At 67.4% G+C, this 16546-nt stretch carries 9 protein-coding genes and 1 pseudogene; 7 read left to right on the top strand and 3 right to left on the bottom strand.

The features are described from left to right. Positions 1-93: 93 nt before the first annotated feature. The 3 genes from ACWPW1_RS07185 to ACWPW1_RS07175 all read right to left on the bottom strand — a co-directional run bounded on the left by ACWPW1_RS07185 (position 94) and on the right by ACWPW1_RS07175 (position 4340). Positions 94-1713 (bottom strand): bifunctional aspartate transaminase/aspartate 4-decarboxylase, encoded by a 1620-nt coding sequence (locus ACWPW1_RS07185; protein WP_454252652.1) that lies wholly within the window; start codon positions 1711-1713, stop codon positions 94-96. A 16-nt stretch (positions 1714-1729) separates the two neighbouring features. After that, positions 1730-3427: an aspartate-alanine antiporter gene (gene aspT, locus ACWPW1_RS07180; RefSeq protein WP_313649304.1), complete on the bottom strand. Its 1698-nt coding sequence runs from the start codon at positions 3425-3427 to the stop codon at positions 1730-1732. Positions 3428-3908: 481 nt separating this feature from the next. Further along, complete coding sequence (locus ACWPW1_RS07175; protein ID WP_454252651.1) at positions 3909-4340, bottom strand: carboxymuconolactone decarboxylase family protein; 432 nt, start codon at positions 4338-4340, stop codon at positions 3909-3911. A 210-nt stretch (positions 4341-4550) separates the two neighbouring features. On the opposite strand from ACWPW1_RS07175, the gene pdxR reads away from it, so the two are divergent. The 7 genes and pseudogenes from pdxR (at position 4551) to ACWPW1_RS07140 (ending at position 16288) form a co-directional block, all read left to right on the top strand. Continuing rightward, positions 4551-5954, top strand: coding sequence for a MocR-like pyridoxine biosynthesis transcription factor PdxR (gene pdxR / locus ACWPW1_RS07170; RefSeq protein ID WP_454252650.1), 1404 nt, complete (start codon positions 4551-4553; stop codon positions 5952-5954). 405 nt (positions 5955-6359) lie between these two features. Continuing rightward, positions 6360-7996, top strand: a pseudogene (locus ACWPW1_RS07165) (methyl-accepting chemotaxis protein). A gap of 118 nt (positions 7997-8114) precedes the next feature. After that, positions 8115-9308: a DUF2252 domain-containing protein gene (locus ACWPW1_RS07160; protein ID WP_059314104.1), complete on the top strand. Its 1194-nt coding sequence runs from the start codon at positions 8115-8117 to the stop codon at positions 9306-9308. A gap of 232 nt (positions 9309-9540) precedes the next feature. After that, complete coding sequence (locus tag ACWPW1_RS07155) at positions 9541-10056, top strand: sigma-70 family RNA polymerase sigma factor (RefSeq protein WP_454252649.1); 516 nt, start codon at positions 9541-9543, stop codon at positions 10054-10056. After that, on the top strand, positions 10053-11006 hold the full coding sequence (locus tag ACWPW1_RS07150) for a FecR domain-containing protein (protein ID WP_454252648.1): 954 nt from the start codon (positions 10053-10055) through the stop codon (positions 11004-11006). The genes ACWPW1_RS07155 and ACWPW1_RS07150 overlap by 4 nt, the downstream gene beginning before the upstream one ends. Before the next feature lie 138 nt (positions 11007-11144). Then, positions 11145-13541: a TonB-dependent siderophore receptor gene (locus tag ACWPW1_RS07145; RefSeq protein WP_454252647.1), complete on the top strand. Its 2397-nt coding sequence runs from the start codon at positions 11145-11147 to the stop codon at positions 13539-13541. A gap of 131 nt (positions 13542-13672) precedes the next feature. After that, positions 13673-16288 carry an excinuclease ABC subunit A gene (locus ACWPW1_RS07140; RefSeq protein WP_454252646.1) on the top strand — a complete coding sequence of 872 codons (2616 nt, stop codon included), beginning with the start codon at positions 13673-13675 and terminating at the stop codon, positions 16286-16288. The last annotated feature ends 258 nt before the right edge of the window (positions 16289-16546 follow it).

Below are 16546 nucleotides of genomic sequence, written 5' to 3'. Positions count from 1 at the left end.
TCGCAGCGTCCGGGCACTTGGCGTTCATCGCCAGCTCCGGGTGCCCCAGGCGACACGGGCAGGTAGCGTCGGTAACTCGGGTGTGCAACGGGCTCAGGGCTGCGCCGGGTGGTTGCCGTCCTCCCTTTCAAACTCGGCGAAATACTGCTCCGCCATGGCTCGCAGCGAGCGGCCGATGTTGGCGTACTCGTATTCGTTGAGGTTGGCGAGGGACACCCGGGCAGCCGGTTGCTGAGTGCCGAAGCCCTTGCCGGGCAGGAGCACGATGCCGGTCTCCCTGGCGATGCGGAACAGCAGGTCACCACTGCTGAACTTGGCCTTCACCCAGGTGGCGAAGGCGTCGCCATGGAGCTTGCGGGCCAGGTCTTCCAGATCCAGCAGGGTGTAATAGTCGACGGCGTTGGGATCGCTCTCCGGGGCGACGCCCAGTTCGCGATAGAGGGCAGCTTCGCGGCGCCGCACCAGCTTCTTCAGTTCGGTCTTGTAGCCGTCGCTTTCGTCCATCAGGGCGAACAGCGCGAACAGCACCATCTGCACCTGCTGCGGCGTGGAAAGTCCGGCCGTGTGGTTGAGCGCCACGGTGCGGCTGTCGGCGACGAGCCGATCGAGAAACTTGAGGCCGCGCACGTCCGGCAGCAAGCTGCCATAGCGGCGGTCCAGGGAAGCCTTGGTCGCCTCGGGCAGCTCGGCCAGGGCCTGGTCGAAGATGCTGTCCTTGTGCGCGCCTATCACCCCCAGGCGCCAGCCGGTGGCACCGAAGTACTTGGAGAAGGAATACACCAGCAGGGTGTTGCGCGGGCAGGTGGCGAACAGCGAACGGAAGTCGTCGGCAAAGGTGCCGTAGACATCGTCGGTGAGGATGAAGAGGTCCGGACGCGCCTCGGCGACGAGGCGGGCGACAGTGGCCAGGCTGCGGTCGTCCATCTTCACCGACGCCGGATTGCTGGGATTGATGCAGAAGAAGATCTTGATCGTCGGATCGCGCAGCTTGTCGAGTTCGCTGTCCGGATACTGCCAGTTCGCCTGGGGGTCGGCGTGGATGTGCACCTGCTCCAGACCGAATTCTTCCAGCTCCGGGATCTCGATGTAGGGAGTGAAGGCCGGCATGCCGATGGCCACCTTGTCACCCCGCTTGACCAGGCCGTTCTGTTGCAGCGAATGGAAGATGTAGGTCATGGCGGCCGTGCCGCCCTCCACGGCGAAGAGGTCGACCGAGCCGGCGGGCACGTAGCCGCCGATCATCTCCTTGACGATGTAATGGCTGACCACCTGCTCGGAGATCTTGAGCATGCGCGGCGGCACCGGGTAGTTGGCGCCGAGGATGCCTTCCACCATCTCGTGGAGGAAGGCCGAGGCCGAAAGTCCCAGCTGGTCGCGCACATAGCTCAGGCTCTTGGCCAGGAACAGCACGCCGGGCTGGTCGCGGTGCTCGGCGGTATAGCGCTCGAAGCGCGCCTCGATGCCATCGATCTGCGGCAGGCCGCCGACCCCGTGGGGCATGTAGGAATAGGACAGTTCCGCCTCGCTGGTGGCGAACAGGCCGAGGCGGAAGAAGGCCCGCCTCGGCAGGGTCGCCAGGAAGTTGGGATTGCCGCGACCGGCGTTGAGCATCAGGCGGTTCTCGCTGCCCGAGGCGAGCTTGATCAATTCGTCCTTGAGTTCGAACGGACTCAGTTTGGCGTACTGGGCGTAATCGTCTTGGACTTCGCTCATGACTTGCTTCCTTCGGTTAGGCGAAGGCCACGACCAGTGGCCCGAGCAGGGTGAGAAACACATTGGCCAGGGCGTAGGTGACCGCGAAGGGCACCGTGGGGATCGAGTTGCCGGCCTTGTCCAGCACCTCGCCGAAGGCGGGGTTGGCGCTGCGCGCACCGGCGACGGCCCCGGCGAACAGCGCCAGGTTGCGGTAGCGCAGTACATAGTGACCGACCAGGATGGTGATGACGATGGGCACCACGCAGACCACCACCCCGATGAGGAAGATGGAGAGGCCCTGGGTGGCGATGGTCTCCACCGCCTGGCGCCCGGACTGCAGTCCCACCACCGCCACGAATCCGGCCAGGCCGAGGTCGCGCAACAGCGTCGAGGCCGGCAACGGCAGGTTGCCGCGGGTCAGGTGGCGACTGCGATACCAGCCAAAGACCAGGCCGGCGATCAGCGCACCGCCCCCGCTGCCCAGGGTCAGGGGGATGGCTCCCAGGCGGATCACGACCAGGCCGATGAGCAGCCCGACCGCCAGACCGAAGCCATGGAAGACGAAGTCGGTCTTGTCGCTGGGGACGATGATGGAACCGACTTGCTGGGCGACCCGCTGGATGTCGTCCGGGGTGCCATAGAGGGTGACCAGATCGCCTGCCTCGATGACGGTATCGGGCTCCAGCGACAGGGGCCGCCCGGCGCGTTTCACGCCAACCACGTAGACGCCGTGGCGCAGGGCCTGGCTGGCGGCCTGGCGGATCTCGACCACGCGGCGACCGATGAAGGCCGGGTTGTCGAGGCTGACGTCACGCTGCACCACCACCACATCCATGTCGGGCGAGGACTGCAGCTCGGCGCCCAGGCGCGCGGCGATGGCCACCACCCCGGCGCGCCGTCCCACCACCAGCACCACGTCGTCGGCTTCCAGCACCGTCGTCGGGGTCACCCCGACCAGGGCGCCGCCGCGCTTGATGCGCTCTATAGTGAGGGCCGCCTGGGGATCGCCCTGGTCGCTGACTTCCAGCTGTGCCACGGTCTGGCCAGCCGCCTGGTCGATGCGATAGAGCCGTCCCACCAGCGGCGGGATGGCGGGCAACTCCCCCGGGCCATAGACCTTGGCCCCGGCCAGCAACTCCGCCTCGGCCTGGGTCGCATCGTCGCGGATGCTGCGCTGCATGAACCAGGGCAGCACATTGACGCAGAGGATGATGGCGCCGAAGGAGCCGAAGATGTAGGTCACCGCATAGCCCACGGCGACGTTGCCCTGCAGTGCCTGGATCTGCTCAAGCGGCAAGTCGAGCTTGGCGATGGCGGCGCTGGCGGTGCCGATGATGGCGGACTGGGTCATGGAGCCGGCGGCGATCCCCGCGGCGATGCCCTTGTCGAGGCCGAACAGCCGGGCGCAGACGATGATGGTCAGGAGACCGCTGAGTGCCATCACCGCCGCCAGGACGATCTCGCGCAGCGATTGCCGACCCAGGGAGCGAAAGAATTGCGGCCCGCTCTCGAAACCTACGGCGTAGATGAACAGCGCGAAGAGCACCGACTTGATGCCGTTGTCGATGCTAATGCCGACTTGGCTGATGACCACCGCCACCAGTAGCGAGCCGGCCACCCCACCCAGCTGGAACTTGCCGAACTGGATGCTGCCGACCCAGTAACCGATGGCCAGGGACAGGAACAGGGCAAGTTCCGGCGCCTGATTCAAGATCTGCTGCAGGTATTCCATGAGGGCTGCCTTCGACCAGGGATCCGCGAGCGGAACGAGGTGAAGTGACATCCGGCCTGGCCGTCTAGCGGCCCGGAGAGCCACGGCTCCACCTGCTACGCCACCTTGCCCTGCAGGAAACTCCTGACAGCGAGGGCGCCCCGCCGACGTTAGTCTGGTCATATGAAGACTTACGTCGGCATGGCCCAAAGAACCTAAGCACAGCATTTTAGAGCTGTCAAAAGCGCAGCCACCGCGAATCGGCGCCACGAAAACAGACTTTGCGGGCTTGAAATCCGCTCCCCATGGCCAGGCACGGTAGGACACCGGCAGCCCGCCGTCACTGACCTGGCATGGAGGTCGAACGCTCCTGCACCTGGCTTTTTTCGGATGGAACTCACCTGGCACCTGTACCTGCCATTCATCGGGTATTTCGGCGCAGTCCGTCCGGGTCTCGGCTGATCCTTTCGCTCCCGGCCGCCGCCTTTGGCCGCGTCACCGGCTAGAGCTTCATTCCCACCGCCAGCCGATTGAAGGCGTTCATCAGTGCCACGACAAAGGTCAGGTCGGAGACCTCGGCGTCACTGAAGTGCATCTTGAGTGGTTCGTAAAGGGCATCGGGTGCGCCCTGCTGGCTGACGGCAGTCAGGGCTTCCGCCCATTCCAGGGCAGCGCGCTCGCGGGCGTCGAACCGCTCGCTGATGCGCCAGCCGGCCAGACGATCCAGCTTGGCCTGGCTGACGCCCTGCTCACGCAGGGTCTCGGCATGCTTGCCCAGGCAGAAGGCGCAGCCATTGATCTGGGAGATGCGCAAGTAGACCAGCTCCACCAGTTCCAGGCCGAGCGAACTCTGCGCCAGGGCCTGGCCCGTGGCGATCAGGCCCTGGTAGGCGGCGGGCGAGAGGGTGGAAAACGGCAGGCGCAGTTGGCTCATGGCTTACTCCAGGTAGTGGTCACAAGGTGGGCGAGATGGCTTCACGGAAGTGTTGTTCACGGGCGGTCGCCAAGGTCCGGCAATGTCGGACGGGCCCTCCAGGTCGCTGAGTGCCCAAAGCCCTGGCGAGCGTTTCCGGGAAAGCTGCGCCCACTCTAGGCAGCCGATGGCCTAGGCTATAGAGCCAAGAAAGATACAAACGACCAGGCCATGACCCTGAACGCCGCCCTCGACAGCCGCCTCGCCTTGCCGCTCTATCAGCAGCTCTATCAGCGCTTTCGTCAGGCACTGGACGACGGGCGTTTGCGTCCCGGTGATCGGGTACCCGCGGTGCGTGCCCTGGCGGCGGAGCTGAACGTGGCGCGGGGAACGGTGGAGATGGCCTACCAGCAGCTGATCGCCGAAGGCTTCCTGCTGCCACGCGGCCCGGCCGGAACCATCGTCTCGCCCCAATGGAGTCGCTCCGCTGTACCGCCACCGATGAACCCCGTCGCGCCTCGGACGCTGACGACCCATGCTGGCGGGCCACCCCTGCCCCTGCAGCTGGGCCTGCCCGCCCTGGATGCCTTTCCGCGCAAGGTATGGACACGCCTGGCCGCGCGGCAACTGCGCCACCAGGGGCTGGAGGGGCTGGTCTATCCCGATGCCCGGGGTCATGCCGGCCTACGCACGGCCATCGCCACCTACCTGGGGTTGTCCCGGGGCATCGCCTGTCATCCAGCACAGGTGTTCGTCTGCGCGGGCTATCGCGCCTGCCTGGACCTGGTCGTCCAGACGCTGCTAACGCCCGGTGATGCCTGCTGGTTCGAGGAACCCGGCTATTTCATCGCCCGGCGCGCCTTGCAGACCGCGGGTCTCGAGCTGATTCCGGTGCCGGTGGATGACGCAGGAGTGGATGTGGCCGCCGGTTTAGCCCAGGCACCCACGGCGCGCTGCGCGCTGGTTACCCCCAGCCATCAGAGTCCGCTGGGCGTAGCCCTGTCGCTGCCCCGGCGGCTGGCGCTGCTGGACTGGGCACAGCGCCAGCAAGCCTGGATCATCGAAGACGACTACGACAGCGAGTACCGCTACCAGGGCAAGCCGCTGCCGGCGCTCAAGAGTCTGGATGACCAAGGACGGGTACTCTATGCCGGCACCTTCAGCAAGGTGCTGTTTCCCGGTCTGCGCCTTGCCTACCTGGTCGTGCCGCCCGAGCAGATCGAGGCCTTCACCCTTAGCGCCGATCACCTGCACAACCACGCGCCCCAGTTGCTGCAGGCCACGGTGGCAAGCTTTCTCGAAGAAGGGCATTTCGCTCGTCATCTCAACCGCATGCGTACCCTCTACCGGCAGCGTCGCCAGTGGCTGGCCGAGGCGCTGCTGGCAACCAACACGCCGGGGGTCCAAGTCGAGCTCCAGGCGGGCGGCCTACACCTGCTGGCACGCCTGATCGAGGGAGATGACCGCCCCTGGGCAACTGCCGCCCAGGCTGAGGGGTTGGCGGTCCAGGCCCTGTCACGCTGGTACCTGGAAACGCCAGAGCGGCAGGGCCTGCTGCTGGGCTTCACCAACGTCGCCAGCCCTGCGGAAGCCGCCGAACTGGCTCGGCGACTGGCTCGGCTGAGGAATGCCTAGGCAACGCAACCTTGCACCTCCGAACCGCTGCTCACGCAGGACGACCTTTCCCAATAGGCAGGAGGCGATTCCCGCTCGCCCCTGGCGCACCCTCTGCGCCACCTGACGCCAACCGCAAAAATGTTTACTGCGTCACATAAAACTTTTTCCTACCTCTTCGCTCAAACACCCAGCTCGAAGGCTCTGGCCTGCACCTCTTCAGTCGAAACCGTACTGCTTTCGCTGTACTCCGAGAGCGCGCCGAGCGAGCCACACCTTTCAGCGGTACCTGCACTACCAGGAGCCACGCTTCCCCGCCGTCGGCGCAAGACACGGATCAGTCGCGTTCCCCTCCGCTAGCTCGCTGTACCCCCAAACGTCTGCCCGATGGGCCTGAGTCGACTACCTAGCGCTTGAGGTTTTCCCATGCTGCAACAGCTGACCATCTCGAACAAACTCAAACTCGGCTTCGGCGCGATCCTGGTCATCATCCTGGCGCTGATCCTGGCGGCCAGCCAGGGCTTCAACCAGGTCAATTCGGCGGTCCAGCAGAACATCCATTCCTACCACGTACTGCAGGATTCCGACGCCGCGCTGTTGGCGCTGGTCAACATGGAAACCGGGATGCGCGGCTTCGCCCTGACCGGCAAGGACGAATTTCTCGATCCTCTCAACCAGGGGAAACGCCAATTCGCCGAGCAGTTGCAGGAGCTGACCCAGCTCACCCGTGACAATCCCGAGCAGCAGGCCAGCCTGGTACAACTGGGTCAGGCCGAGGCGCAGTGGCACCAGGAGTCGGTGCAGCAGATCCTGGCGCTGCGGCGGCAGGTCAATGCTGGCAGCCAGCCGCTGGACGTCCTCACCAGCCGCATCGCCACCGCCCAGGACAAGGGCAAGATGGACGACATGCGTGACGTGCTGGGCCAGATCAAGACCCGTGAGACCCGCCTGCTGGACAGCCGTACCGAGTCGATGCAGGACGCCAAGCAGCACGCCATGTTGATCCTGATCAGCGGGGGCATTCTCGCCACCCTGCTGGCCCTAGTCATCGCCTGGTCGCTGTCGCGGACGGTGGTCGGCCGCTTGGCCCAGGCCGTCAACGTCGCTCGCGCCATCGCCGCGGGCCAGCTGGATTCGCCGATCCCGGCCGCGGGTCGCGATGAGGTGGGCCAACTGCTCGGCGCCTTTGGCCAGATGCAGGAAAAGCTGCGCGCCATGATCCAGGGCATCAAGCAGGGGACCGACCAGCTGGTCGCCGCCGCCCACACCATCTCCGCCAATTCCCAGCAGCTGTCGGCCGCCGCCCAGGAGCAGTCCAGTGCCGCCTCCAGCATGGCCGCTACCGTGGAGGAACTGACCGTGAGCATCAATCACGTGGCGGACAACGCCGGGGAAGCCCACGACCTTTCCAGCCAGTCGGGCCGCCTGGCCCAGGACGGCGGCCAGACCATCCAGGCCTCGGTGGACAGCATGAGATCCATTGCCGGCACGGTGCAGTCCTCGGCCACGCGCATCGGCGAACTGGGCGAGCACTCCGAGCGGGTGTCCTCCATCGTCAGCGTGATCAAGGGCATCGCCGACCAGACCAACCTGCTGGCGCTCAACGCGGCCATCGAAGCGGCGCGGGCCGGCGAACAGGGCCGCGGCTTCGCCGTGGTGGCCGATGAGGTTCGCCAGCTGGCGCAACGCACCACCAACTCCACTCCACCCAGGAGATCGCCGCCATGATCGAGAAGATCCAGGCCGCGACCCAGGCCGCCATGAGCGACATGGAGGTGGGCGTACGCCAGGTCAACGGCGGCGTCGACCTGGCCAACCAGGCCGGCGAGGCGGTGGTCAGCATCAACGCGTCCTCGGACAATGTGGTGCGGGTGGTCAACCAGATCTCCCTGGCGCTGCGCGAGCAGACTGCTGCCAGTCACGACGTTGCCCGTACCGTGGAGCGCCTGGCGCAGATGGCCCAGCAGAACAGCGAAGCCATCGACGAGACGGTGCAGACCGCCGTCTCCCTCGATGCCCTGGCTAACGACCTGAATCGCCAGATCGGCCAGTTCCGCTGCTAGCCCTTCACCCGGCGGATCACGACCCCGGCCAGCTGCCGGGGTCAGGCCATGAAATACCCCGCAACATTCACCGAGCGAAGCGGTCACACAGGCGTATCCCTCGAGGCCTGCGCCCTGCATGAAAACCCCGCGTCCCGCTGATCGTATTCCCCGCCTCAACCAACTGCGCAACCTGAAGATGGCCCGTTCCGCCCACGCCTATGTCCGCGGCAGCACGGTCCAGTTCTATGAGTGGCTGCACAGCCAACCCGGCCGCAGCCTGCCCAACGGGCCGGCGGTATGGATCTGTGGCGACTGCCACGCCGGCAATCTTGGCCCTACCGGCGACCTGCATGGTGCCACCGACGTCAATATCCGCGACCTGGACCAGACCGTGGTCGGCAATCCGGCCCATGATCTGGTGCGCCTGGCGCTGTCGCTGGCCACGGCGGCACGCGGCTCCGACCTGCCGGGCGTGACCACGGCGCGGATGCTCGAAGAAATGATGCGCGGCTACGAGATCGCCTTCGAAGACGACCTCGAGCGCGAGGTGCCGCGACCGGCCCAGGTCAAGGCCGGGATGCGCAGCGCGGTGCAACGCACCTGGAAGCACCTGGCCCGCGAGCGTATGGAAAACACCCGCCCCAAGCTGCCGCTGGGCAAGCACTTCTGGCAGCTGAGCAAGGCCGAGCGCCAGGCCATCGCCGAGCTGTGCGAGACACCGGGTATCCACGCCCTGGTGACCTCGCTCAAGGGCCGCAGCCATGATAGTCGCGTCGAGCTGCTCGACAGTGCCTACTGGGTCAAGGGCTGCAGCTCCCTGGGCTTGCGCCGTTACGCCGTGCTGCTGGGCGTGGACGATGGCGACGATCAGGACTACTGCCTGATCGACGTCAAGCAGGCGGTGGCCGCCGCCGCCCCACGCGTGGCTCACGCGACCATGCCGCGCGATAACGGCAAGCGGGTAGTGGAAGGGGCACGCCAGCTCTCCCCCGCGCTGGGCAATCGCATGCTGGCGGTGCGCATGCTTGATCACTCCTTCTTCATCCGTGAACTGCTGCCCCAGGACCTCAAGCTGGAGCTGGACGAACTCAGCGCCCGCGAAGCCATGAGCGCCGCGGCTTATCTCGCTCGCGTGGTCGGTCGCGCCCACGCCCGGCAGATGGACCTGGCCACCCGCGTGGAGTGGATGAGCGATCTGCAACGCAATCGCACCCGCACCCTGGATGCCCCCTCCTGGCTATGGAGCAGCGTGGTGCAGCTGGTGGGCGCCCACGAAATGGGCTACCTCGCCCATTGCCGCGCCTATGCGCTGGAGCATGCGCAGGACTGAGCTCGTCGTGAAGCCGGCTTGAGGCTGTCCGCCTCAGGCCGCGCTCTTGGCATGGCCTCCCCTGGGACCTGCCCGCCAGGCTCCGTCGGCCAGGGCTGCGCTCACCCCCGCTTTCGCTTGCCCCTTACCCGCTTCGTCGATCCACGCAATCGCGCATTGTGCGAGGTCTGTCCTTTAAATAAAATGAGACGCTTTATCATTTAGAGGCTGGCGCTCGCGCCAAGGATCTTCCATGCACCCTGCCCTGCCTGCCGGCTCGCCGACCGTCGTGCTGGACCAACTCTATCGCGACCATCATGGCTGGCTCAGTGGCTGGCTGCGCGGGCGGCTGGGCAATGCGCCGGATGCGGCGGATATCGCCCAGGACACCTACCTGCGCATCCTGACCTCCGGGCGCCTCCCAGGTCGCGAGGACTCGCGGCGTTATCTGGCGCAGGTGGCCAAGGGACTGGTGATCGACCTCTGGCGGCGGCAAGAGGTGGAGCGTGCCTACCGTGAAGCCATCGCCCACCTGCCCGAAGCCCAGGTGCCCTCGCCGGAGACGCACTGGCTGATCGTCGAGGCCCTGCTGCGCATCGATGCCATGCTCGACGGCCTGCCCGCGCCGGGACGGGAGGCCTTTCTGCTGGCGCAATTCCAGCGGCTGACCCTGGCCGAGATCGCGGTGCGGCTGGACCTGGCGGTGATCACGGTGCGCCGCCACATCCAGCGCGCCCTGGTCGCCTGCCTGGTGGCCAGCGAGGCATGACCCGTCCCGCGCCACGCCTGCTCGAAGAGGCGGCCGAGTGGCTGCTCACCCTCAATTTCGATGAAGCCGACGAGGCACAGCGCCAGGCCTTCGAGCGTTGGCGTGGGCAAAGCGAGGCCCATCGCGCCGCCTGGGCGCGGGCCGAACGGGTCATGGGCACCTTCGCCAGCGTTCCCACCGACATCGGTCAGCAGGTGGTGCGGCGTGCGGGTGACCGGACGCTCAGCCGGCGACGCACCCTGCGCCTGCTCACGGCCCTGCTGGTGGGGGTTCCTGGCGGCTGGCTGGCCCTGCATAGCCTGCCGCTGGGCGAACCGGAGGCCGACCTGGCCACCGCCACGGGCGAGCGCCGGAGCCTGGTGCTCGCCGATGGCAGTCAGCTGGTCCTGAACACCGCCTCCGCCCTGGACGTGCGCTTCGACGCGCAGGTGCGGCGCCTGCGACTGCGGCGCGGCGAGGTGCTGGTGACCACCCATACCGATCCCCTGGTGCCACGGCGACCGTTCGTGGTCAGCCTGGCGCAAGGCGAGGTCGAAGCCCTGGGTACCCGTTTCAGCATGCGCCTGGAGGAGGACCTCTGCCGAGTGGCGGTCTTTGCCCATGGCGTGGAAGTGCGGCCGCAGCAGGGCGCGGCCATACGCCTGGCCGCGGGGCAGCAGGCCTGGTTCGACGCCCGCGGCGTACAGCGCCTCGCCCCGGTGGACGAGGACGCCAGCCTCTGGACGCGTGGCATGCTGCTGGCCCACGACCGCCCCCTGGCCGAGGTGCTGGCGGAACTGGGTCGCTATCGCCCTGGGCTGCTGCGCTGCGACCCGGCGGTGGCCGAGTTGCGGGTATCCGGCGCCCTGTCGCTGGATGACACGGACCAGGCCTTGCTGGCGCTGGAACGCACCCTGCCGATCCGCGTCACGCGCCGCACCCGCTACTGGGTCGCGGTGGGTGCGCCCTGAACGGCAGCGGCGGATGCGAAAAAATAAAGTGCGCCGCCCCTGAGCACTTTCCCGCGCTCGTCCGGGATAGCTGCAGACACCCTCATGGAGAGCGGTGGCAGCCCGCGCCTGGCGCGCTCTAGAGGACGGCAACACGACATGGCAAAGATCCACCGGCAGCAACCCGGCACCCGAGCCTTCACCCCACTGATCCTGGCCGTCGCCCTGCAGGGCGTGCCCCTGGCCGCTACTGGACTGGCCCTGCTGCCGCTGCCGGCCCTGGCCGCCGCGGAGGTGCGTGACTACCGGGTTCCCGCCGGTCCGCTGACTGCGGTGCTGGCCCGTTTCGCCGCCACCGCCGGGGTCCAGCTGGTATTCGATCCGGCGCCGCTGGCCGGGCGCAGCAGTCCGGGACTGCAGGGCCGCTATACCCTCGACCAAGGCTTCGAGCGCCTGCTGCGTGGCAGCGGCTATCGCTGGAGCGAACGTGGCGCCGGCATCTATGCCTTGGAAGCCGGCAGCGCCGAGGCCGCCCTGGCCATGCCTGAAACCACCATCCAGGCCAGCGCCACGGGCGGTGGCGCGGATGTCGGCTACCAGCGCCCGGTCAGCTCCAGCACCACGCGCCTGGGCCTGACCGAGCGGCAGACACCCCAGGCGATCACCACCCTGACCCGCGACCAGGTCGAGGATTTTCGCCTGCAGAGCATCAAGGAAGCCTTGCGTGCCGCCCCGTCGGTGACCGTCGAGCAAACCGAGACCGACCGCACCCAGTTCACCTCGCGCGGCTTCGACATCAACAGCTTCCAGTACGACGGCATGGGCATGCCCTTCGTCAGCACCACCCTGGTGGGCGACCAGGACCTGGCCGAATACGAGCAGGTGGACGTCCTGCACGGGGCCAATGGCCTGATGAGTGGCACCGGCAATCCCTCCGCGGCGGTCAACTTCGTGCGCAAGCGGCCCACCGCCGAGTTCCAGGCCAGGCTCGGCGCCAGCGTCGGTTCCTGGGACAGCCGCCGGGTGGATGCCGATGTCTCCGGGCCCTTGACCGAGACCGGCAACGTGCGCGGGCGCTTCATCTACGCCCACGACAAGGGCAATTCCTGGCTGGATCGCTATGGTCATGAAAAGAACGTTGCCGCCGGCCTGGTAGCCTTCGACCTCAGCGACGCCGATACCCTGACCCTCGGCTTCTCCCAGCACAACAGCGACGCCAACGGCAGCTCCTGGGGCAACCTGCCGCTGGCCGATGTGGACGGCAATCCCCTCCACTACGGCAGTCGCAGCGCCAGTGTCGGCCAGGACTGGACCTACTGGAATCTGGACACCCAGCGCGTCTTCGGCGAATTCACCCACGACTTCGGCAACGGCTGGCAGGGTACCCTCACGGCGACCGGCGTCACCGAGCGGCAGAACGCCGACATGTACTACCTCTTCGGAGTCAGTGGCGATGACGCCACCGCCTTCGGCGACCACTCCGCCAGCAAGGCGCACCAGCTGATCGGCGAGGCCAGGCTGTCCGGCCCCTTCCAGCTGTTTGGCCGTGACCACGAACTCACCCTGGGCGCCAGCTACGGCCGGACCCACCAGAAGCTACGCGAAAAGATCCTCGCCGAGGACGGCTACTACCCCACCACCCTCTCCGGCTCCCTGGCCGGCGTCCCCGAGCCGTCGCTGCAATACACCGACGATATCGGCCATACCCAGGACTTCACCGATCGCCAGAAGAGCCTGTTCGCCGGTGCCCGCTTCAACCTGATCGACGACCTGCACTGGATCGTGGGCGCGCGGATGCTCAGCGCCGATGCCAGCGGTCTGAGCTATGGCGACGATTACTACACCCGCGTCCATGGCGAAGTCACCCCCTACACCGGTCTGGTCTACGACCTGAGTCCGCAGTGGAGTCTCTATGCCAGCTGGACCAAGATCTTCAGCCCGCAATACAGCTTTGGCCTGGATGGTCGGCTGCTCGACCCGCTGGAGGGCAAGAGCCTGGAAGCCGGCATCAAGGGCGGCCTGTTCGACGATCGCCTGAGCCTCACCGCCGCGGTGTTCAAGACCGAGCAGCGCAACGTCGCCTCGACCTCGGTGCTCACGGGTTCGCGTACCCTCTACGACACCACCGACTACCGGAGCCATGGCCTGGAGCTGCAGGTCTCCGGCGAGGCGCTGCCCGGCCTGGACCTGCTGGCCGGCTACACCTATGTGCGCATCGACGACGCGGACGGCGAGCGGGCGCGCAAATTCGTGCCCAGCCACAGCCTGCGCGGCCTGGCGACCTATCGCCTGCCGGGCCTGCCCCAGGCCAAGGTCGGCGCGCGGCTGAGATGGCAGAGCGGTATCGAGAACGACAACAACAGCCGCATCCACCAGAACGCCTATGCGCTGGTGGATCTACTGGGCAGCTACGACTTCGACGAGCACTGGAGCACCCAGCTCAATCTCAACAACCTCACCGACCGCAAATACCTGCTGTCGCTGTACAACAACGCCACCAGCGGCAACTACGGTGCGCCGCGCAACGCGACGCTGTCGGTCAGCTACACCTTCTGAGCCCGCTGCAACCTTGAGCCTGGGCAACCGGACGATGAGACCTCTGTCCCGTCGTCCGGTATCGCCCGGCGATCCTTTGCGCCGTGCCGCGGTCCGAATCTGCACGCTCTCAGACAAGGTTTCCGCCCGTCATGCCCTCCTCCCCCCGTCCCGGTTTCGTCTCCGTCCGCGGTGCCCGCGAGCACAATCTGAAGAACGTCGACGTGGATATCCCCCGCGATGCCCTGGTGGTCTTTACCGGGGTGTCGGGCTCGGGCAAGTCGTCGCTGGCCTTCGGCACCCTCTATGCCGAGGCCCAGCGGCGCTATTTCGAATCCGTGGCGCCCTATGCGCGGCGGCTGATCGACCAGGTGGGGGTGCCCCAGGTGGAGGCCATCGAAGGCCTGCCACCGGCGGTGGCCCTGCAACAGCAGCGCGGCCAGCCCAACAGTCGTTCGTCCATGGGCAGCGTGACCGGGCTTTCCAGCCTGGTGCGGATGCTCTATTCCCGCGCCGGTCGCTACCCCGCCGACCAGCCAATGCTCTATGCCGAGGATTTCTCGCCCAACACGCCCCAGGGCGCCTGCCCCGAGTGCCACGGCCTGGGCCGGGTCTACGAGGTGACGGAAGCCTCCATGGTGCCGGACCCCTCGCTGACCATCCGCCAGCGCGCCATCGCCGCCTGGCCCACCGCCTGGGGCGGGCAGAATCTGCGCGATATCCTGGTCACCCTGGGCTATGACGTCGACATTCCCTGGCGCGACCTGCCGCAGAAGCAGCGCGACTGGATCCTTTTCACCGAGGAGCAGCCCACCGTCCCGGTCTATGCCGGCCTCACCCCCGAGCAGGCCCGCGCCGCGCTCAAGCGCAAGGCCGAGCCCAGCTACCAGGGCACCTACACCGGCGCGCGGCGCCATGTGCTGCACACCTTCGCCAACTCCCAGAGCGCCAAGATGAAGCAGCGCGCGGCGCGCTTCATGATTGGCCAGACCTGCCCGCTGTGCCAAGGCAAGCGGCTGACCCGGGCGGCGCTCTCGGTGACCTTCGCCGGCCTGGACATCGGCGAGCTGTCACGCCTGCCGCTGGATGACCTGAGCGTGCTGCTGCGCCGGGTGGCCGCGGGAGATTTCGACGACACCCAGGACAGGGGCGTGCTGGACGCCAAGGCCGGTAAGCAGGATCGCGCCCGGCGCAAGGCCGCTGGCGGCAGCGATCATGCCAGTGCCCCGGACGTGCGCCGTACCCCCGATCTCTCGCCGGAGAAACGCCTGGCCGCCCAGCGCATGGCCACCGAATTGCTGGAACGGCTGCAGACCCTTACCCGCCTGGGCCTTGGTTATCTAGCCTTGGAGCGCAGCACCACTACTCTTTCCTCCGGTGAATTGCAGCGCCTGCGGCTGGCCACACAGCTGGTGTCCCAGCTGTTCGGCGTGGTCTATGTGCTGGACGAGCCTTCCGCTGGCCTGCATCCGGCCGATGGCGAGTCCCTGCTGGAAGCCCTCGACGGCCTCAAGGCCCAGGGCAATTCGCTGTTCGTGGTGGAGCACGACCTGGCCACCATGAAGCGTGCCGACTGGCTGGTGGATGTCGGCCCCGCGGCCGGCGAAGGCGGTGGCCGGGTGCTCTACAGCGGTCCCCCCGCGGGTCTGGCCGAGGTCGCGGAGTCGGTGACGGCACGCTACCTGTTCGCCGCGCCGCAACGCGAGACCCGACCACCCCGCAAGCCCCAGGGCTGGCTGCGCCTGGCCGGGGTCACCCGCAACAATCTGCAGGGGCTGGACGCCGCCTTTCCCCTGGACTGCCTGACCGCGGTGACCGGCGTCTCCGGTTCCGGCAAGTCCAGCCTGGTCAGCCAGGCGCTGCTGGAGCTGGTAGGCGCCGAACTAGGCCAGCGCGCCGCCGAGGACGGGGACGAAACGCCGGAACTGGACGGCGACGCCCTGCCCGCCACCACCGGCCAGGTGGTCGGCGGCCTCGGTGGCATCCGTCGCCTCGTGCCGGTGGACCAGAAACCCATCGGCCGCACGCCACGCTCCAACCTCGCGACCTACACCGGCCTGTTCGACGGGGTGCGCAAGCTGTTCGCCGCCACCCCCGAGGCCCAGGAACGCGGCTTCGATGCCGGGCGCTTCTCCTTCAACGTCGCCAAGGGCCGCTGCCCGACCTGCGAAGGCGAGGGCTTCGTCAGCGTCGAGCTCCTGTTCATGCCCAGCGTCTACGCCGCCTGCCCCACCTGCCAGGGCGCGCGCTACAACCCCGAGACCCTGGAGGTGCGCTGGCAAGGCAAGACCATCGCCGAGGTCCTGGGCCTGACGGTGGACGAGGCCCTGGCCTTTTTCGCCGAGGAAGCCCCGGTGGCGCGGGCGCTGCGGGTGCTGGTCGACATCGGCCTGGGCTACCTGCGCCTGGGTCAACCGGCCACCGAACTCTCCGGTGGCGAGGCCCAGCGCATCAAGCTGGCCACCGAGCTGCAGCGCACCAGCCGTGGCACCACCCTCTATGTGCTGGACGAACCCACCACCGGCCTGCACCCGGCCGACGTGGAGCGGCTGATGCGCCAACTGCACGGCCTGGTCGACGAAGGCAATACCGTGGTGCTGGTGGAGCACAACCTGCAGGTGGTGGCCGGCAGCGACTGGCTGATCGACATCGGCCCCGGCGCCGGCACGGCGGGCGGCCGCATCGTCGCCTACGGCACGCCGCGCGCAGTGGCGGAGGATCCCGCCAGCCCCACGGCGCCCTATTTGCGGCCCTCGTTCGACGCCTGAACCGAGCGGCGCTGACGGATACCCAACAGGCGTTGGAACGGCGGGCACTCCAGGTAGCGGGGTGCCGGGCAGACGGCAGCGTGGCGCACGCCGTCGCGCAGGGCGGTGGGCCGGCCCAATGTAGGCTCTATTGAAGTCCCGCTGGGCTGGCTGCTGCACTGCCCTATCGGCATCACCTGGACTGGCCTGCCGGTGCTGGCGAAGAACGTGGCCGACGATGGCGAACGGCTCTCCCGAGGCCACGTCCCTGGTTACACT

The sequence above is a fragment of the Pseudomonas sp. Marseille-Q7302 genome (genome assembly GCF_965111925.1).
Note: the sequence above shows the minus strand (reverse complement) of the source record. Positions and strands in the feature narration are given on the sequence as shown.